The organism is Mucilaginibacter sp., assembly GCF_039207105.1.
GTDB lineage: Bacteria > Bacteroidota > Bacteroidia > Sphingobacteriales > Sphingobacteriaceae > Mucilaginibacter.
On record NZ_JBCECK010000099.1, the window covers coordinates 1 to 19,684 of the forward strand.

The following is a 19,684-nucleotide window of genomic DNA, read 5'->3' on the forward strand; positions in this document are numbered from 1 at the left end:
ACTTATCAATATTGGTATCATCAAGCGGGGCATCAACCTCATCAAAAATACAGAAAGGCGCAGGCTTAAGCAGGTAAAGCGAAAACAGGATAGCTGTTGCCGTCAATGTTTTTTCGCCACCAGATAGCTGGTTGATGGATAGCGGGCGTTTACCTTTAGGTTTGGCAATAATGTCAATCTCTGATTCCAGCGGGCGCTGCGGGTCGCTCAGCACCAGATCACAGGAGTCCTCATCATTGAACAGCGAGCGGAAAACTTTAATAAAGTTTTCGCGCACCATAATAAAAGCCGACATGAATTTCTCTTTAGCCGTATCATCAATCTCCTGAATAGTGGCCAGCAGCGAGGCCTTAGCTTCGCTCAGATCTTTCTTTTGCGCCTGAATGAAAGTATAACGCTCATTCATTTCATTGTAGGCCTCTACCGCCATCGGGTTGATGGCGCCAAAATCATCCAGTTGTTTTTTGAACTTCTCGGCCTTTTCGCGCAGCTCATGCTCGCTTTCGGTTGGCGTTTCAGTTTCGGGCAGATCTTCAATATCAATATTAAACTCCACAGAAAGGCGCTCTTTCAGGGCGTTTAGCTCCAGTTTAAGGTTGTTGCGTTCGTCCCGTAATTCGTTCTCAATAACCTCGCTGTTGTCCTTTTTACGACGAAGGGTGGTTATCTCATTTTCGTTTTCGGTAATAACAGCTCGCCATTGGTAATATTCCTGCTCGGCCTGTTGGGTAGCCTTTTCCAGGTTTTCTTTTTGCTCATACATCTCCAGCAGGCCCTCATCGGAGTTGTCAGCTTGTTTCAGATTTTCTTGTATGGCTATTTTTACCTTTTCAAACTCGGCGGCATTTTGTTTAATGCGGGTTTCCAGGCTTTCCTGTTGCGTATCACGATAGTCCAGATCTTTTAGCAATCCTGATACCTTATTTTGCTGCTGATGGAAGCGGATATTTTCCTGATTATAAGCGTTTGACTGTACCGATACATATTCATTCAGCTCATTGAAAGCCGCCTGTTTTTCAACCAGCAGGTCGTTCTGAATTTGCTTTTGTGTTTTTAATTCGGCCAGCAAAGGATGCAGGGCTTGTATTTCTTCGTTGATGCCTGCAATTTTACGGGCGATATCCTCTTTGCGGTTAAGACTGTTTTCAATAAAAGTTTGATACTGTTCCTGCCTTGTTTTAACAGTGATCAATTCGGTATTAAGTCGGTTCAGCATTTGTTGCTGCTCATTTAATTGGGCAGCTTTGGTTGATGCTTTCAGGGCAGCCAGTTTATTTTGCAGCTCGTCTGATTTGTTTTTTTGTCCGTTAACCAGGTTTTCGATATTCTTGATCTCTTTGGCCAGGTTTTCCAGATTTTTGGCCCGGCCAATCCTTTTACCCTCAAATAAGCCCACCGAACCACCGGCCATCGTATATTTTGACTTGTTGAACTTACCGCTTTTGCCAATTAACACTACACCATCCGGTAGCTGAGCATTGTTGATCTGCTGGTCTTTATCATCATCAACCAGGTAAACATTTTTTAACAGGTGATTACAAAGGTTAGTGTAGCGCTTATCTACCTCGATCACTTGCAGGGCAGATACCGCGCCTGCATTTTCAAAAGCTTGATTGGTGGGGTTTATTTCACCGTAGTTTTCCAAAATGAAAAAGTGTGCCCTTCCTCTGGCTGCATTGCTCAGTAGGTTAATAGCCTTTATAGCCTCGTCATAGCTTTCAACCACGTAGTGGTTCATGAGTGGTTCCAGGTAGTTTTCAATAGCTACACGGAACTCCTCGCGGCAAAAAAGTACATCGCTGAATAGCGGAGCATTTTTGGCCCAGTCGGTGTTTTTTTTCAAAAAGCGGATAGACTCCGGAAAACCTTCCAGGTTATCTACCATGCTTTTGGTCAGGTTGTATTCGTTTTGTTTGGCGTCAAGCTTGCGGCTTTCTTTAATGATGGTATCTTTTACCGTAATTAACTCGCTGTCAGTATCAGTAATTTGCTCTTTTAGCTTGTTTTCGGCCTCAAGCGATAGTTGATATTCATCATCAAGCGTTTCTTTACGGGCTTGCAGCTCGGCAACCACCTGGTTAAAGTGCGAAAGCTCTACCTCTTTGTTGGTAGTATCTTCCATATTGCGCTGGCTTTCCTGCTCCAGGGCCTGCTGCTGTATCTGCAAAATATCAATGTCCTTTTCAGCCTTATAAGCCTGATTTTGCAGGCGGGTATTGATGCCGGTAAGCTCATTGAGCTCGTTACGGGCCGATGCTTGCTGCAGCCTGAGCTCATCAACCGCCTCTTTCAGGTCGGTTAGTTTGCTTTGTATAGTTTGCAGGTTTTCTTCTTCAGTCGCTTTTTCTTCTGATAAGCGCTTGATATTGTATAGTACGTGGTTCAGCTGGTTTTTGTCGCGATCCAACTCTTCGGTTAAACGTGCTTCTTTGTCCTGCTGAAACTTAAGCTGTTCGTTCTTGATCTTTTTTTCGCTTTCATAAGCTCTGATCTTTGAAACAAACTCATTGGTAGTTTTCTGCTGAACCGACAGGTTTTTTTCTTTGGTAATGCTATCCAGCTTCTGCTGTTGCAGGGCAGCCTCTAAAGTATCAATCTGAGCTACAATGCCACCTTTTTCAGCTTTTTGCTTTTGCTCCTGCTCCTCGATTTTCTTTAACGATTCACTGAAAGACACAATACGGAACGAGGCCAGCATAATGCTGAGCGTTTTGTACTGCTCTTTGATACGATAATAGCGCTCGGTTTTTTTGGCCTGGTTTTCCAGCGTCTTCAAGTTCTTTTCTATCTCGAAAAGCAGATCTTCCACCCGTTCCAGATCGGCTTCGGTATCCTTAAGCTTACTAAAAGTTTGTTTTTTACGGAGCTTATATTTAGATATACCAGACGCTTCCTCAAATAAATTACGGCGCGAACCTTCTTTGTTGGTAATGATCTCGTCGATCATTCGCAACTCGATGATAGAATAGGAGTCGGAGCCAATACCGGTATCAAGGAAAAGGTCGGTAATGTCTTTCAGGCGACACTGCACATCGTTCAGGCGGTATTCGCTCTCGCCGGTTCGGTAAAGCTTGCGGGTTAAGGTAACCTGCGAGTAATCAGTTGGCAGTACGTTCTTGGTATTGTCAAAAGTAAGGGAAACCTCTGCAAGATTGGCTGATTTACGGCTTTTGGTACCGTTGAAAATAACGTTATCCATCTTCTCCGAGCGCAGCATTCGGGTACTTTGTTCACCCAAAACCCACCTGATGGCATCAACCACATTTGATTTTCCGCAGCCATTTGGCCCAACAATAGCAGTTACACCCTCATTAAAATTAATGGTGATCTTATCTCCAAAACTCTTAAAGCCCTTGATTTCTAAGCTGGTAAGCTGCATCTATTTTGTTGTGTCCTTGCAAAAAATCTAACTTTCAAAGTAATTATAAAAAAATGATTTTATTAAACTTTTTTTGAGGGTTTGTATTTGTCTGAACCACGATTTTTGGGATTAAAGGATTGCTATGATTTCTTTATGAATGATTTCTCCTTATAGGGTTAGCAACCGTAGCTCAATGACGTTTTGTTTTGTCATTCCAATAGGCACAGGTAGCGTAACTCGTGGTTACGCATGAAAAGAGTTTTCAGCCCATTTGCCATAAATTAAAAATTATGTAAGCTGAAAGCTTAATTCATGATGCGTCACAAGTTACGCTATCGCTAAACTTGCGACAGTTAATCTCGCTACTCAAACTCACAATGCCACCCTGATCTCGCCTTTGAGATAGGTAACCGCTTTGCCGCTCATGAGCACGCGTTCGCCTTTAAGCTCGCACCAGAGTTCGCCGCGTCGGGCGGATATCTGGTAGGCATGCAGGTTGTTTTTACCCAAAGCTTTTGCCCAGTAAGGTATCAGGTTACAGTGTGCCGAGCCGGTAACAGGGTCTTCAGGGATGCCTGCGCCAGGGGCAAAAAAGCGGGATACAAAATCAGAATTATCACCCCGGGCGGTAACAATTACGCCTAAGGTATCCATTTTTGAAAGTGCGAGGAAGTCAGGAGTAAGATCTTTGATGTCCTGTTCGTTTTCGTAAACCAGGAAATAATCCCTTGATCTTAAAAAAGCGATAGGTTCTTTCTCGCCAAAAGCTTCGGCCAGCCCGTTAGGGCGCTCAATAGGTATTGGGGGCCTGGAGGGGAAATCCATCGTATATTTATCACCATCTTTTTTAACAATAAGGGTACCGGCTTTTACGGTTTCAAAATGGATGGTATCTCCGGTGAACCCCAACTCGGTGAATAATATATGTGCCGACGCCAGGGTTGCATGGCCACAAAGGTCAATTTCATATTCAGGGGTAAACCAGCGTAATTTGTAACCATTAGTGGTTTTTACAAAAAAAGCGGTTTCGGCCAGGTTGTTTTCTATGGCAATCTTTTGCATAACCTCATCGGGAAGCCATTCGGTAAGTGGACAAATAGCGGCCGGATTACCGCCAAAAAGTTTATCGGTAAATGCGTCGGCCTGATATATGGATATGGTCATAAAAAATGTTCTGATAGGCTAAAATACCTTTTTATTATGTGAATATTAAATTCACGTATCTATAATTAAAAACAGGTAATAATATTAGATTCTGGCGACAATTAATCAAGGTGATTCACATAGCCCCAGCTAATAAGATCTTGGGCAGACTTAATATGTTTGGTACTGCCATTGCTAATCAGTATAAGCCTGTCACTGATGTCAATAATGTTCCTGTATTGATGATCGGTAATAATAAAGCCCTTATGCAGCGCACACCTTTTGATGATGGGTTTAAACAAATCTGCTTGTATAGGTGATATATGGGTAAATGGCTCATCAAGTAAAATAAAATCGGCTTTATTGTAAATGATCATTAAGGTCTCCAACTGCCGGAGTTCGCCACCTGATAACTGGCCAACAGTTTTATTAAAATGGTTTTTGTAAATATCAAGATCTGTAAATTCATCCCAAAACTGTGGGTCGATGAAGTTTTTTGCCAGTTCTTTTGTCCTGATGCCATGCGGCAGATAGTTATGCTGGGGAAGATAAGCTATCCGGTTATGATGATAACCTGTAGCTATGTATTGACTATTAATGCTCACATGTTTAAAGCTGGGTTGTAAAATGCCAAATATGATGCGCAGTAGTGATGATTTTCCGCAACCATTCCTGCCCAGTAAACCCACAATTTCACCCTGTTTACAATCCAGGTAAATATCCTGCAAAATAGTTCTGCCATCAAATTCGAGCCGAACGCTATCAACCTTTAAAGTAAGTGGCTGCATGTAGTATTAATTGCGATAAGGTGATCAATAATATACAGATAGAAAGATCAATAACAAAGGCATTAACAAATATTCGCCACATGGCGTAGCCCGCATTACGGAAATAAAAATAATTTTCTTTTGCCGAAAAATAATGAAGAATCACTGCGGATATAAGTCCAATTATTTTTGAAAATAAAAAGGTTCCGGCATTAATGGCTCCGAAATTAATGGTTCCGGCATTAAAAACCACGATCAGCATGCCAATACGGTGAACGCTATATTATATAGCGCAAGTAACCGGTAAAACTGGAAGATAAGGATGCCTAAACGTTTCAAGTAATGACTGTGATAGCTAATCAAACAGATTTATCTGTCGATTATTGTTATCACCATCTGCAATTCTGATTTTATTAACTAATAAGTGGGCTTGCCGGGTAGGCTCTGGTATGCGGTAACCGCGGATGCAGTTTTTGATAACCTCCACACTTTGCTCCATGCTGATGCGATGGCCCGGCGAAATATATATTGGGTTACAGTTCTTTTTACTGCGCAAGGCCATGCCTATCATTTCGCCTTTATCGTACATTGGGCTTTGGTCAAAGAGATGGTTGCCTGGTTCATCGTACCGGCCAGTAAGCCTGCTTTTAGCGCTACCTAAGGCTGGTGTATCGGTAATAAGCCCAAAGTGAGTGGCTATGCCTGTCCGGCGTTCATGTGCTATTCCCTGGCCATCTAAAACCATCAGATCGGGTTTTACAGTCAGTTTATCCCAGGCCTCAAGCAGGGCCGGTACCTCGCGAAAAGCCAACAGGCCGGATATGTAAGGGAATTTAGTTTTACTAATAGCCGTTGCCTCGCCAATGATCTTTAACTCGGGATAACTGAACAACACAATGCCTGCGTACACGATCTCTGAATATTTATTGAACGAGATATCGGCACCGCCGATTGTAACAATAGGTTTTTGTAGCGGTGTAATATCTATTTGCCTGCGCAATTCATGCTGGTATGCAATGGCTTGTGCAGGAGTGAGCTTTTCATAATCGGATGGCTGCATGGTATAGTAAACGCCTGGGCGTAATTGCTTGTTTTGTTTGTACAGCGTTTATATTTTGGTAGGCGCGGCGCCATATGCCTGCCTGAAAGCATACGTGAAGTGCGAAAAATCTTCAAAACCAAGTTCAAAGTATATTTCAGACGGGCGTTTACCCTGTTCTTTGATCAGATAGTGAGCTTCCTGCAATCTGCGCTGTACCAACCAGCGACTTGGCGATGTTTTAAAGATCTTCTGAAAATCGCGTTTAAAAGTAGCCAGGCTGCGGCCTGTGAGGTAGGCGAAACGATTGAGGCCAACTTTAAAATGGAAGTTTTTTTGCATAAAGCCCTCCAAGTCAATTTTGCCGGGTTCACTAAAATCAAACAACACGTCTTTCAGCTCTGGATTTACACGGAGCAGGATCAAGAGCGCTTCTTTTATCTTTAGGGCCAATAACTCTTTATCACGAAACTGATCGGCTGCAAGATAAGGCAGCAAAGATTCTACAAAGTTTTTATAAATACTACTGTTGGGGAGATTTATAAAGCCGGGGGTATCGTCTCTTTTTTCGGCCTTATAGCCATAGGTCGCGCTAAACTCCCTTAATGTTTGCTGATCAAAATAAATGGCAATAGTTTTAAATTCGCCGTTTGGGGGCGGTACTTTTACATATTTAGCCAGCTGATTCCTTTTGCTTAACCTGAAATCGCCAGGCTCAAAAACATATTCGTGCTTACCATCATTTACGATCATTGATCCGGATATCTGGTAGCTGAAAATATGATGTGGTACAAAGTTTTCGCTATTGTTGTTAGTCTTAGCATAACAGGCATGAACTATGGGTATAGGCTGCTCTTTGTCTTTATCTGAACTCATGGTGTATTAAAAATAAGCAGAATAGCTCAAACCTAATGGGCTATTCTGCAAAATGATTTTATTGTTGCAAATATTTAACAAAGCCGTTTTTAATAGAATCGATATATTCCTGGTCTTCCATTTGCCGGCGGGCGTTCATGCGTTGATTAAAATCCGCGTTGCCTATAGCGTATCTTAAAGTATCGGTACCATCAGTTATGGCCTTGTAAATTACTTCAGCAACCTCAATGCTGGTTATTGATGCCTGTTTCATAGTATCAAACATTTTGCCGGCTGCGGCCAAAAAGGGATCGTAATCTGTAAGGCTGGCATCATGGGCAAACACATCGGCACTTGCCTGATTAAAATTGGTTTGTGTGCCGCCCGGTTCTACTATTTTTACTTTGATGTTAAGGGCCGAAAGCTCAAATGAAAGCGCTTCTGAAAAGCCTTCCAATGCAAATTTTGAGGCCGCATACATAGATAGCATAGGTAGGGTGAATTTGCCTGCACCTGAACTAATGTTCACGATCATACCTTTCCCGCGTTCGCGAAAGTGTGGGAGTATAGCTTTTATGGTATCCATTACACCAAAAACGTTCACCTCAAATTGATTAACTATTTGCTGCCTTGCAGCAGCTTCAAAAATTCCCATTTGGCCGTAGCCCGCATTGTTTACCAGTACATCTATTTGGCCAAAATGTGAAATACCGGCTGTAATGGCGCTTTTGATGCTTTCGATATTTTGAACATCCAGTTTAGTAACCAATACATTATCTAATTTGGTTAATTCTGTTTCTTTTTCAGGGCTGCGCATGGTGGCAATTACATTCCATCCTTTGGCTGCAAAATATCGAGCGGTTTCTTTACCTATGCCTGATGAGGCGCCGGTTATTAAAATTACTTTCTTCATGTTTTTCGATTTGAGTTTATGATACAAACCTCGGAAAGTAAGTCTTGTGGAATTATGTTCAACAGCTCAAATATATATGTTGAAAAGCTCAGTAAGCAGAGGCAGATTGCTGGTTAAAGCAAAAAAGCCATTGATTAATTAATCAATGGCTTTTTTGAAATGTTTTTGTTAAGATTAACCTAAATATGATTTCAGGATTTTGCTTCTGGATGTATGACGCAGGCGTTGCAGGGCCTTGTCTTTGATCTGGCGTACACGCTCACGGGTAAGGTTGAATTTTTCGCCGATCTCTTCTAATGAAAGCGGATGGTTGGTGCCCAAACCGAAGAATAACACAATGATTTCGCGTTCACGCTCGGTTAAGGTTGATAATGAGCGTTTGATCTCTTCAGATAACGACTCATTAATTAATATCGAGTCGGTATTGGGTTCCTGGTTTTCAAGTACATCAAGCAGAGTGTTTTCTTCGCCCTGTACAAACGGCGCATCCATTGATACATGGCGGCCCGAATTACTCAGTGTATCCGAAATTTTATCAACCGTAGTTTCCAGTATATCGGCAAGCTCTTCTGGTGAGGGCTCACGCTCATATTCCTGCTCCAGTTTTGAAAACGCCTTGCTGATCTTGCTTAATGAACCTACCTGGTTTAAAGGCAAACGCACAATACGTGATTGCTCTGCAATAGCTTGAAGTATTGACTGACGGATCCACCATACGGCGTATGATATGAATTTAAAGCCTTTAGTTTCGTCAAAGCGCTTGGCTGCCTTAATCAGGCCTAAGTTACCTTCGTTAATTAAATCGCCAAGGGTTAAGCCCTGATTTTGGTATTGTTTGGCAACAGAAACCACAAAGCGTAAATTGGTTTTGGTTAAACGTTCCAAAGCCGCCTGATCACCTTCGCGTATTTTTTGAGCTAATATTACTTCTTCCTCGGCAGTTATCAGATCAACTTTACCAATCTCGTGAAGATATTTGTCCAGCGATTGTGACTCGCGATTGGTAATGGATTGCGTTATTTTGAGTTGTCTCATTTATTTATAAACCTTCCGTACTTTCTATTGAGTACAGAACGTGCAAAGTTATAAAATTGTTCTAAAAAATTACAATTGTACAATGTATTTTCAAAAAAAATAGCTTATATGGGCCAAGTGTAATGGGTTGATTTTGAGTGGTTAATAATTGCGGTGTTAAGTAATTGTTCTATTTTTCTTAATTAATTGGTTAAACTATCAAGCGGTATGATTTTTGTTGTCTTCGTAAAATGCAATCTAAATCTCGTTCAATTTAAATACGTCTTTTACTCTGATACCCTTCTCTGTTTGCTGCAATGTACAACACTCATTTATTGGGTCGTGCTCAAAATACAAAATATAATCTTTTTCTACGGCCTCGTTTAAAAATTGTTTTTTTTCGGCCAGCGTTTTCATCGGGAACATGTCATAAGCCATTACATAGGGCAATGGCAGGTGACCTGTGGATGGCAGCAGATCGGCCATATAAATAATGCTTTTATTTTTATAATTAATAACCGGCAGCATCATGGCATCTGTATGGCCATAAACATACTTTACATTAAAGTTATTGCCAAATTCGGAGCCCTCAATAAACTTCAGCTGGCCGCTTTGTTGTATAGGTAATATATTTTCTTTTAAAAATGACGCCTTTTCGCGGTCGTTAGGATTTACCGCCCAATCCCAGTGCTGTTGATTGCTCCAGTAAGTGGCATTTTTAAAAGTGGGAGTAAGATTATCGCCATTCCTGGTTACCGCGCCACCTACGTGATCAAAATGCAGGTGGGTTAAAAAAACATCGGTAATATCATCGCGGTGGAAACCGAGGGTAGCGAATGAGCTATCTAATGTAGCGTTGCCATGCAAATAATAATAGCTGAAAAACTTTTGATCCTGTTTATTGCCTATGCCTGTATCAATTAATATGAGCCTGTTGCCATCTTCAACCAGCAGGCAGCGCATGGCCCAGGTACACATATTGTTTTCATCAGCAGGGTTGGTCTTGCTCCAGATGGTTTTGGGTACAACGCCAAACATGGCACCTCCATCTAATTTAAAAAAGCCGGTATCTATTGTATAAAGATTCATGATAAGTCAAAATTTAAATTAAAAAGTCAAAAAAAGCTTTCTGATGTAATATTAAATAAAAAAAGAAAAGACCGATAGTGAAATACTATCGGTCTTTGAAATTTATTTTCCTTATCTGCTTGGATAAGAGTTTTTGACTTTTGACTTACAAGTGTATTACTTCGTCGTAAGCGGCAGCTGCGGCTTCCATCACGGCCTCGCTCATGGTAGGGTGAGGGTGTACCGATTTGATGATCTCGTGGCCGGTAGCTTCCAGCTTGCGGGCGGTAACTACTTCGGCAATCAATTCGGTAACGTTATAGCCCAGCATATGTGCACCCAGGAACTCGCCATACTTGGCATCAAATATCACTTTTACAAAGCCATCTTTAGCGCCGGCAGCACTTGCCTTGCCCGATGCGGAGAATGGGAATTTACCAACTTTAATTTCATATCCGGCTTCTTTAGCTGCTTTTTCGGTATAGCCTACTGATGCAACCTCAGGTGAGCAATAAGTACAGCCCGGAATATTATTATAATTTAAAGGTTCAGGATTATGGCCTGCTATTTTCTCAACACAAATGATACCTTCGGCAGATGCTACGTGGGCCAGTGCCTGTCCTTGAACAATATCGCCAATGGCATATACGCCTTCCACATTAGTACGGTAAAAGTCATCAACCAATACTTTGCCTTTATCAGTTTTTACACCGTTTTCTTCCAGGCCAATGCCTTCAATATTGGTTGATATACCTACGGCTGATAAAACTATCTCAGCTTCCAATACTTCAACACCGGTAGCTGTTTTTACGTTTACTTTGCAAAGCTCGCCGCTGGTATCAACAGATTCAACATTGGAGCCTGTTAAAATATTAAGCCCTTGTTTTTTCAGGATGCGCTGCAAGTTTTTTGAAACCTCTTCGTCTTCTAAAGGCACAATGTTATCCAGGTACTCTACAACAGTAACCTTAGTGCCAATGGCATTGTAGAAATAAGCAAACTCAATACCTATAGCGCCAGAACCAACCACAACCATTGATTTAGGTTGTTTTGGTAATATCATGGCTTCACGGTATCCGATCACTTTTTTGCCATCCTGTTTAAGGTTTGGTAATTCGCGTGAGCGGCCGCCTGTGGCCAGTATAATATGTTTCGCTGTGATCTGTTTAGTTGTGCCATCGTTGCCTTTTACTTCAACAACACCTTTTGATTTTAATTTGCCAAAACCAACTACAACATCGATCTTGTTTTTCTTCATTAAAAACTGAACGCCTTTGCTCATGCCATCGGCTACGCCACGGCTCCTTTTAATAACGCTTTCAAAATTAATGTCGCCTGTGGCGTTTACACCGTAATCGGCAGCGTGATTAAGGTATTCAAATACCTGCGCGCTTTTTAATAAGGCTTTGGTAGGGATACAGCCCCAGTTAAGGCAAATACCGCCTAATGATTCTTTTTCAACAATGGCAGTTTTTAAACCGAGTTGGGAAGCGCGGATAGCTGCAACGTATCCCCCTGGGCCTGAACCTATAACAATTAAATCGTAATCCATATTCTTAATGATAATACTTTTATAATTTAAAAACTTTGCTTAGTACGGATTAAAGCTACCCCCATGTTTTTTACACAGGCGTTAATTTTAATGGCCCAAAGCTAAGTAAAAGGGGCGAAACGAGAAAATGGAACATGTGCTTAACCCCAGTGCACATTATGGTATTTACAATTGTATGCCAATTGGCCGGTATGGCATACCTTATTTATAAAATCTGTTGTTTGTGTAAGTATATATTATTGTTACAATAATGTGTATAAATACCCTTGTTTATTAATATTAATTTAATATCTGAAATATTGAGGGCAATTATATTTGTCGCAATTAATTATTTATTTTATTATTTAAACAAGTAAAAATATGAGGAGATATTTACTCTCTCTATTCTTTTCCGTTTTAGCGATGTGCTCAGTATTTGCACAAAACGGCGAAAAGCAAATTACAGGTAAACTGTTAGATGCTCAAACAAAGGAGCCATTAATAGGCGCCACAGTTACCATTAAAGGAACTACCAAAGCAGCTTCTGTAGCATTAGATGGTGGTTTTAAAATTAAAGTTCCCGCAGAAGGAACTACAACCTTGGTGTTTTCTTACATCGGTTATGTATCAAAGGAACTGGAAGCTTCAAAATCAAATCTTGGAGTGGTTACATTAGATCCAACCTCGGCTTCAGTAAAGGAGGTTGTGGTTACAGCTAACTCATCATTAGCTATTGATAGGCAAACACCTATTGCTGCTTCATCAGTAGGCAAGGTTTACATTGAGGAAAAAGGTGCCGGCGCTGAGTTTCCGGAGCTGTTAAAGGCTGTTCCGGGTGTAATGACCTCAAAAGGCGGCGGCGGTTACGGCGATTCCAGGATCAATATCCGTGGTTTTAGCAGCAATAACGTTGCCTTACTGATCAATGGTATCCCGGTTAATGATGTTGAGGCCGGTAAAATTTACTGGAACGACTGGGCCGGTCTTGCTGATGTTACCGCATCTATGCAGGTTCAACGCGGTTTAGGTGCATCAAAAGTAGCAGTGCCTTCATTAGGTGGTACTATTAACATTACTACCAGAAGTACCGAATTGCAAGAAGGCGGAACCGTATCACAATCAATAGGTACATTCAACACTTTTAAAACCTTAGTGTCATATGCAACGGGTTTAAATGAAAAAGGTTGGGCAACATCTTTCCTGCTTTCAAGAAGTACAGGCGACGGTTATGCACCAGGCTTATATTATACCGGTTATAGCTATTTTGCCAATATTTCAAAAGTATTGAGTAAATCGCAAACCTTATCGTTCAACATCATGGGCGCTACTCAAAATCATGGACAGCGCTATACCTTTAATACTATCAATACTTACAGGGCAAATCCGTTGGGCATCAGGTATAACTCTGATTATGGTTATCTAAACGGACAACTATTAAGCGCCGAACAAAATTATTATAACAAGCCTTTGGCTTCTATAAACCATAACTGGCAAATTAATGAAACTTCATCATTGTCAACCGTAGTGTATGCTTCATACGGAACAGGTGCCGCCCGCTATTTTGGGGGTACAAATATTGGGCTAACGCCGGGTGCCCCTTCAAATGCTGTACCAAGAACAGGCGATGCCTATTCACCTATTGATTTTAATGCTATTACGAAAACTAACCTGGCCAACGCAGATGGAACTGCAAGTACGTATTTTCAAAATAGTGTGAACGATCATAAACAATATGGTATATTAAGCTCTTACAAAAAGAAAATTGGTAATATTGATCTGTTAGCAGGTATTGACGGTAGATATTACGAGGGTGAACACTATAATCAGGTTGATAACCTTTTCGGAGGATCTTATATCGTAGATACAAGAAGTACCCCAACTCAGAGCCTTACAAGCCCCACAGGAAATATTAATAACCCTAATGCCCATATAGGTTTTGGTGGAAAATTTAATAATGATTACAGATATGAAATAGCCCAGGAAGGTGTCTACTTACAGGCTGAGTATAATAAAAACGACCTTTCGGCTTTTGCAAGCCTTGCCGGAAACAACACCAGTAACAGGAGAGTTGATTATTTTAATTATCTGAATAACGATCCCGACCGGACCAGTAAATGGGTTAATTTTTTAGGTTATCAGGCAAAGGGTGGAGCTAACTACAACCTTGATAGCCATAATAACATATTCGCCAATGTTGGTTTTATACAAAGGTCTCCGTTAGTAGCTAATATTTTTCTGAATAAAAAAAATGACCTTAATCCAGATGCTAAGCCGGAAAAATTAACGAGCTATGAATTAGGTTATGGTTACAGAAGCTCTATATTTAGTGCTAATATTAACTTATACAGATCAAGTTATAACAATAGGGCCAAAACAAGTAGCTTTGTTGACCAAACAACAGGTGTGATCAGCGTAGTTAATACTACAGGTATAAATGAACTGCACCAGGGCATTGAAGTTGATGCGAAGCTACGTCCAATAAAAGATGTTACCCTGAGCGGTAGTTTATCTATAGGAGATTTTCACTACACAAGCAATTCTGGCCCATCACAGGTAACAAGCGATAACGGAGCAACCTCTAACTCAAGTAATTTGCTGCTTAAAGGTTTAAAAGTAGGTGAATTTGGTACTTCAAATACCAGCGCGCAAACTACAGCTGCTTTAGGTTTGGATATACAAGTGTTTAAACAAGTTAAGATTGGTGCAAATTATAACTACTATGGCCGTTATTACGCGTCATTTGATCCATCAAAACTGACCATGTCGCAGCAACAACAGGCCGGAGTTCCTTATACAAATTATCAACTGCCTAACTTCTCTACAGTTGATCTGAACATTGTTTATCGCTTTAAATTTGCTGGCCTTGACGCTGCTTTGATCGGTAACGTGTATAATTTGTTTAACACCACTTATGTTGCCGATGCCTTTGAAACTTCAATACCAACAACTGCAAGCGGTTATAACTTTGTAACCCGCACAAATAATATGGGTGTTTGGTACGGTGCGCCAAGAACGTACATGTCTACCTTTAAAATCAACTTTTAATCGTCTTTAAAAAGATATATTATATGAAAAAAATATTAATGAACATTCTTGGCATTGCAGCCATCGCTACAGCATTGAGCGCCTGCCATCCAATGAATGATACTTATGATGCTATCGGGCCGGTACCTACACCAAACGGTAAGCCTCAAACATTTAACGTTACATTGGCGGCGGCTGATTATGGGAAATTACCTACTGGTAACTATGCTAAAACATCTTTGAACTTTAAAACCAAGGATGATGCTGCAGCAAGTATTCCGATTGTATTGAGTGCTAATTATCCAAACTATGCTGATAAATCAAGCGCTACGGTAACTTACGCAACACCTCCGCTTAGCGTTAAACTTGCCGATTCTACATTTGCGAATGTGGCTTACACACTTGTAAACCCAACAGATTATACATTAATACCGGGTAACAAATTTATCGACTTTAGCGCGACGCAAATACTTCAGTGGTTGCCTTTGAAATATCCTAACCCTGTTGCCAACCAGTTAGCTGTATTAACTTTCATATATTTTGAAAGCGGTTCAACGGCTACTGCTACGCAATCATTTTTATACCTAAACGGAGTATGGAAAAAAATATATACCATTTCGCCGGCTCAATATACATCGATTGGAAAAGGTGGAACTAATAATGATTTTGCCTCAGGAGATGTACCTTTGTTACCTGCCTATTTTAATACTTTTTTAAAGGCAGATCCTGCTATTGCTGCAACTGCTAAAGCCGGCGATGTTCAGTATATTAGCTATAAGTATTTTGGCGGAGGTACCTTTCAGCGTGTAATGCCATTAACATTTGATGGTAATAACTGGACAACTACCTCGTTACCGCAATCATTAGCATTTGTTAGAACAAATGGTACGTGGATTGCCGATAATACGGTAAGTTATTCGTTAGTTGCTGCCGATTACACTACCATAGGCAATATCCCTAATATTGCCAGCGATGCGGCAATACTCAACCTTCAGCAACATGGTAATTTTAGTGTATCAGGGGCTACAGCGTGGACTAATGATCAGATAGCTGCTGGTATCGTTGTAGTATTGAAAGCTAAATTTACAACGGCTGTTGCTAATCAAAAGTTCATAGTAACTTATTCTATTTTTGGTGGTTCTGGTAATACTGCTTCGCAAACGTTCCAGTACAACGGTACTACATTTGTAGTTGTAAAGTAATTTTAACAACCTATATAAAAGCAAAAGAACCGGCATCGCCGGTTCTTTTGCTTTTATATAGGTTGAATTGTGTATGATTTGCTAACGACAACTTTAATATATAACATTAATTCAATATTATATATATCATGCTTTTATAGATCTGCACATTCATTTATCATGAAGCTTTACGTGCTAAATCGGTTTTATTAATAAGAGTTAGATTTGAAAAGTTATTGTTTTTAAGCGGGTTAGGGTATGTTAAGTTGTTGAAAAATACCCAATTATTGTTAATATTAACTTAACATTGGTGATTTTTCTATTAATTATCTTTGCACCAATTAATATAAGTATAATTAAAAAAGCAATTTATGAGGAAGCCTTTACTTCTTTTATTATTATTAACCATTTTTACGTTCCTTAGCAGGAACACCTTTGCGCAGGGTGTAACTACCGCCAGCGTAAACGGTATTGTAGCCGATACAAAAGGCGCGATACCTGGAGCAACGGTAACTATTACACACATGCCTACGGGAACTGTGTACTCTACAGTAAGCCGTGCAGATGGCCGCTATAACATCCCTAACCTAAGGGTAGGGGGGCCATATACTTTCAAAGTAAGCTTTATTGGTTACAAAAACTTTATTCAGGAAGGTATTACGCTTACCATTGGCCAGGATCAAAAGATCAATGCCCAGTTGGCTGATAATACTACTTCACTAAACGAGGTTGTGGTAACAGGTTCACAAGGTAAGGTAATCAACTCGTCACGTACTGGTGCACGCGAAACCGTTAACCGTCAGCAAATTGAAAATTTGCCAACAGTTGCCCGTTCATTACAGGATTTTACCAAATTAACTCCATCTGCAAACTCAACCGGTACTTTTAACAGTTTTGGTGGCCGTAGCGGTGCTTACAATAACGTAACTGTTGATGGTGCGTTATTCAATAACTCATTTGGTTTATCAAGTACTTTGGGTGGCCAGGCAAGTTCACAGCCAATTTCATTAGACGCGATTGACCAGATACAAGTTGATATAGCGCCTTATGACGTACGTCAGGGTAACTTTACCGGTGCTGGTGTTAATACCGTGGTAAAATCAGGTACTAACGAAGTTAAGGGTACTGCTTATTATTATGGTCGTGGTGTAAGGTTAACCGGTTACCACGCAGGTACAACCAACGTTCAAATCACTCCCTTTGATTACCATACTGATGGTGTTGCTGTAGGTGGCCCTATCATTAAAAATAAATTGTTCTTATTCGTATCAGGTGAGCAGGAAAGAATAAGCCAACCACCAGCAACTGCTTATGTTGCCGGTCGTCCGGGTTTAAGCGGTTCTAACGTTTCAAACGTTCAAGCCAGTACATTAGATGCTATTAAAGCTAAATTGGCAAGCTACGGTTATGACCCCGGAGCTTATGAAAACTATGTTTACAATACTTCAAGTAATAAGTTAACAGCCAAATTAGATTGGAATATTGATAAAAACAATACTTTAAGTGCTAAGTATTTTTACCTGAAATCATTTAAAGATCAGCCTGCCAGTAACTCAGGTATCCCTAACAGCGATGGTATAACATCTGTTGGTTATGGTACTACACGTGCACCGGGTCCTAACACTTTACCTTTCTTAGGTTCTGGTTACACCATCAACAATAACTTTAATATTGGTATAGTTGAGTTAAATAGCCGTATAAGCAATTCAATGTCAAATAAGCTTACTGTAGGTTATTCGGCACTGAGAGACTTCCGCGACTTCCTGGGTAATGGTTCATTACCAATGGTTGATATCGGTAACGGTGCGTCTGATGCAAACGGTGTTGTTACTTCTCCCGCAAGTGCAACAGCAACCAGCTTTGGCTCTGAACTGTACACCGCAGGTAACTTATTAAGTACTAATATCTGGCAGTTTGCTGATGACTTTACCATATACTCAGGTAAACACGAGTTCACCATAGGTACAAGTAACCAGATCCAGAGCTATACCAACGGTTTTGCTCCTGATTATAACGGTTTATATACCTATAACTCGGCATCTGACTTTATTAATGGTTTACCTGCTCAGGCTTATACCTTACGTTATTCAGCTGTTGGTAGCGATTTGCCTTTAGCTAAGATCAAAGCGTCTATTTACAGCGTTTATGTACAGGATAAATACCATGTTACTGATAACTTCAGATTAACTTATGGTTTGAGAGCCGATTATAATGTTTTCCCAACTTCTTTAGCTGCAAATGATAATGCTGCTGCCTTAACTTTCCAGGGTGGTACACATGTTGATGTTTCAAAATTGCCTAAAAATAGGATACAGCTTTCACCTCGTATAGGTTTTAACTGGGATGTTAATGGCGATCAGTCAACTCAGATCCGTGGTGGCTCTGGCTTATTTACAGGTTCTGTACCATTTGTATGGATATCTAACCAGGCATCAAACAATGGTTTGTTATTTGGTTCACGTACCATTACAAAGGCTAATGACCCTAACAATCCGCAGTTAATATTCAACAAAGATGTTAATGCTAACCGCCCAACAAACGCGGCAGCAAATACTTCTTATGAGTTGGACGTTGCTGATCCGAATCTGAAATATCCAAAAATCTGGAGAACGAACTTAGCTATCGACCAAAGATTACCTGGTGGTATCATCGGTACTATTGAAGGTGCATACACTAAAGATATCCGTGCTATTTATCACCAGAACTTAGTATTATCTGATGGCTTTACAACACTTCCTGGTGTTGAAGGTCAAATACAATACGATTCTAAAAATACAACTCCGGCAGCTGCTGCAGCTACTGCACAAAATCCGTCTATTACCGGTTTGTATTACATGAGAAATACAAGTAAAGGTTTCTCTTATTTCATGACAGGTCAGTTACAAAAAAGCTTTAGCAATGGTTTTGCTGCAAGTGTAGCTTACACATACACCAAATCAAAAGATGTTAATGATGGCGGTTCAACAGCTGCAACCATCTGGAACACTCGTTATGTTGCCGGTAATCCAAATGCCGATAACCTGTCAAACAGCTCATACGTACAGCCTAACCGTGTTATCGCAACCGTATCATACCGTAAACAGTATGCTAAAAACCTGGCAACTACTGTAGGTTTAGTATTTGAAGCTGCTAATAATGGAGCTATATCATATATCACTGCCAATGACCCTAATAATGATGGTGCTACTAACGATTTAATGTACATTCCAAAAAGCCAGAATGACCTTATTTTAGTTAAAGCTCCTAATGCTGCAAACGGTACGGTAGATCCACGTACAACAGGTCAAATATGGACTCAGTTAAATAACTTTATTAGCCAGGATCCATACTTAAGCCAGCATAGAGGTGAGTACGCTCAAAGAAATGGCGCTATATTGCCTACCTACAAACGTGTTGACTTACACTTCGCTCAGGATTTCTTCATCAAAAGCGGTAAAGTGAAAAACACTTTAGAAGTTACTTTTGATGTGATTAACTTTACCAACCTGTTAAACCGTAACTGGGGTCTATACCAGGTATCATACAGCGGGTTCAATAATGGTGCAACCACTGTGTTGAGGTACATGGGTAAAGATCAAACAGGTAGAGCCACTTATTCATTCCCTTATCTTGATGCTAACAACCTGGTACCTGTTACTACTTCATACAAAACAGATATCAGTCAGTTCTCACGTTTCCAGGCACAAATTGGTGTTAGATATATATTTAACTAATCCATACTCCTGAAACAAAGGATAAAAAAATAGCGGTGATGAAATCACCGCTATTTTTTTATCCTTTATCCTTTA

Annotated in this window: 13 protein-coding genes; 3 read left to right on the forward strand and 10 right to left on the reverse strand. The window is 40.5% G+C overall.

Translation table 11 applies throughout. From position 1 onward, the window contains the following. The 10 genes from smc to lpdA all read right to left on the reverse strand — a co-directional run. The coding region (gene smc / locus AAGC65_RS17705; RefSeq protein WP_343113794.1) for a chromosome segregation protein SMC at positions 1-3,379 on the reverse strand (3,379 nt) is incomplete at its 3' end. A 354-nt stretch (positions 3,380-3,733) separates the two neighbouring features. Then, positions 3,734-4,525 (reverse strand): PhzF family phenazine biosynthesis protein, encoded by a 792-nt coding sequence (locus AAGC65_RS17710; RefSeq protein WP_343113795.1) that lies wholly within the window; start codon positions 4,523-4,525, stop codon positions 3,734-3,736. A 101-nt stretch (positions 4,526-4,626) separates the two neighbouring features. After that, the gene (locus AAGC65_RS17715) at positions 4,627-5,292 is read right to left on the reverse strand and encodes an ATP-binding cassette domain-containing protein (protein ID WP_343113796.1); all 666 of its coding nucleotides are present in this window, start codon (positions 5,290-5,292) and stop codon (positions 4,627-4,629) included. Continuing rightward, positions 5,267-5,533, reverse strand: a complete 267-nt coding sequence (locus AAGC65_RS17720; RefSeq protein ID WP_343113797.1) for a hypothetical protein — start codon at positions 5,531-5,533, stop codon at positions 5,267-5,269. Before AAGC65_RS17720 ends, AAGC65_RS17715 begins: the two co-directional genes overlap by 26 nt. A 93-nt stretch (positions 5,534-5,626) precedes the next feature. Next, positions 5,627-6,331: a deoxyribonuclease V gene (nfi, locus tag AAGC65_RS17725; protein ID WP_343113798.1), complete on the reverse strand. Its 705-nt coding sequence runs from the start codon at positions 6,329-6,331 to the stop codon at positions 5,627-5,629. A gap of 48 nt (positions 6,332-6,379) precedes the next feature. Next, entirely contained in the window at positions 6,380-7,186 is an 807-nt protein-coding gene (locus AAGC65_RS17730; RefSeq protein WP_343113799.1) for an AraC family transcriptional regulator, read from the reverse strand. 58 nt (positions 7,187-7,244) lie between these two features. Continuing rightward, on the reverse strand, positions 7,245-8,078 hold the full coding sequence (locus AAGC65_RS17735; RefSeq protein WP_343113800.1) for an SDR family oxidoreductase: 834 nt from the start codon (positions 8,076-8,078) through the stop codon (positions 7,245-7,247). Between the two features lie 174 nt (positions 8,079-8,252). Further along, a complete protein-coding gene (locus AAGC65_RS17740; protein WP_090466905.1) occupies positions 8,253-9,113 on the reverse strand; it encodes an RNA polymerase sigma factor RpoD/SigA in 861 nt (286 codons plus the stop codon). A gap of 237 nt (positions 9,114-9,350) precedes the next feature. Further along, the gene (locus AAGC65_RS17745) at positions 9,351-10,181 is read right to left on the reverse strand and encodes an MBL fold metallo-hydrolase (RefSeq protein WP_343113801.1); all 831 of its coding nucleotides are present in this window, start codon (positions 10,179-10,181) and stop codon (positions 9,351-9,353) included. 145 nt (positions 10,182-10,326) lie between these two features. After that, positions 10,327-11,712 carry a dihydrolipoyl dehydrogenase gene (lpdA, locus tag AAGC65_RS17750; RefSeq protein WP_343113802.1) on the reverse strand — a complete coding sequence of 462 codons (1,386 nt, stop codon included), beginning with the start codon at positions 11,710-11,712 and terminating at the stop codon, positions 10,327-10,329. Between the two features lie 360 nt (positions 11,713-12,072). Here lpdA and AAGC65_RS17755 point away from each other — a divergent pair, with 360 nt between their 5' ends. The 3 genes from AAGC65_RS17755 (at position 12,073) to AAGC65_RS17765 (ending at position 19,609) form a co-directional block, all read left to right on the forward strand. Next, complete coding sequence (locus AAGC65_RS17755) at positions 12,073-14,736, forward strand: TonB-dependent receptor (RefSeq protein ID WP_343113803.1); 2,664 nt, start codon at positions 12,073-12,075, stop codon at positions 14,734-14,736. Positions 14,737-14,759: 23 nt separating this feature from the next. After that, positions 14,760-15,917 (forward strand): hypothetical protein, encoded by a 1,158-nt coding sequence (locus tag AAGC65_RS17760; RefSeq protein ID WP_343113804.1) that lies wholly within the window; start codon positions 14,760-14,762, stop codon positions 15,915-15,917. Positions 15,918-16,267: 350 nt separating this feature from the next. Beyond that, entirely contained in the window at positions 16,268-19,609 is a 3,342-nt protein-coding gene (locus tag AAGC65_RS17765) for a TonB-dependent receptor (protein WP_343113805.1), read from the forward strand. The last annotated feature ends 75 nt before the right edge of the window (positions 19,610-19,684 follow it).

Bases quoted from the DNA above. Each gene is read 5' to 3' on its own strand.
- AAGC65_RS17710 (WP_343113795.1), bottom strand. From the start codon at position 4,525: ATGACCATATCCATATATCAGGCCGACGCATTTACCGATAAACTTTTT.
- AAGC65_RS17715 (WP_343113796.1), bottom strand. From the start codon at position 5,292: ATGCAGCCACTTACTTTAAAGGTTGATAGCGTTCGGCTCGAATTTGAT.
- AAGC65_RS17720 (WP_343113797.1), bottom strand. From the start codon at position 5,533: ATGCTGATCGTGGTTTTTAATGCCGGAACCATTAATTTCGGAGCCATT.
- nfi (WP_343113798.1), bottom strand. From the start codon at position 6,331: ATGCAGCCATCCGATTATGAAAAGCTCACTCCTGCACAAGCCATTGCA.
- AAGC65_RS17730 (WP_343113799.1), bottom strand. From the start codon at position 7,186: ATGAGTTCAGATAAAGACAAAGAGCAGCCTATACCCATAGTTCATGCC.
- AAGC65_RS17735 (WP_343113800.1), bottom strand. From the start codon at position 8,078: ATGAAGAAAGTAATTTTAATAACCGGCGCCTCATCAGGCATAGGTAAA.
- AAGC65_RS17740 (WP_090466905.1), bottom strand. From the start codon at position 9,113: ATGAGACAACTCAAAATAACGCAATCCATTACCAATCGCGAGTCACAA.
- AAGC65_RS17745 (WP_343113801.1), bottom strand. From the start codon at position 10,181: ATGAATCTTTATACAATAGATACCGGCTTTTTTAAATTAGATGGAGGT.
- lpdA (WP_343113802.1), bottom strand. From the start codon at position 11,712: ATGGATTACGATTTAATTGTTATAGGTTCAGGCCCAGGGGGATACGTT.
- AAGC65_RS17755 (WP_343113803.1), top strand. From the start codon at position 12,073: ATGAGGAGATATTTACTCTCTCTATTCTTTTCCGTTTTAGCGATGTGC.
- AAGC65_RS17760 (WP_343113804.1), top strand. From the start codon at position 14,760: ATGAAAAAAATATTAATGAACATTCTTGGCATTGCAGCCATCGCTACA.
- AAGC65_RS17765 (WP_343113805.1), top strand. From the start codon at position 16,268: ATGAGGAAGCCTTTACTTCTTTTATTATTATTAACCATTTTTACGTTC.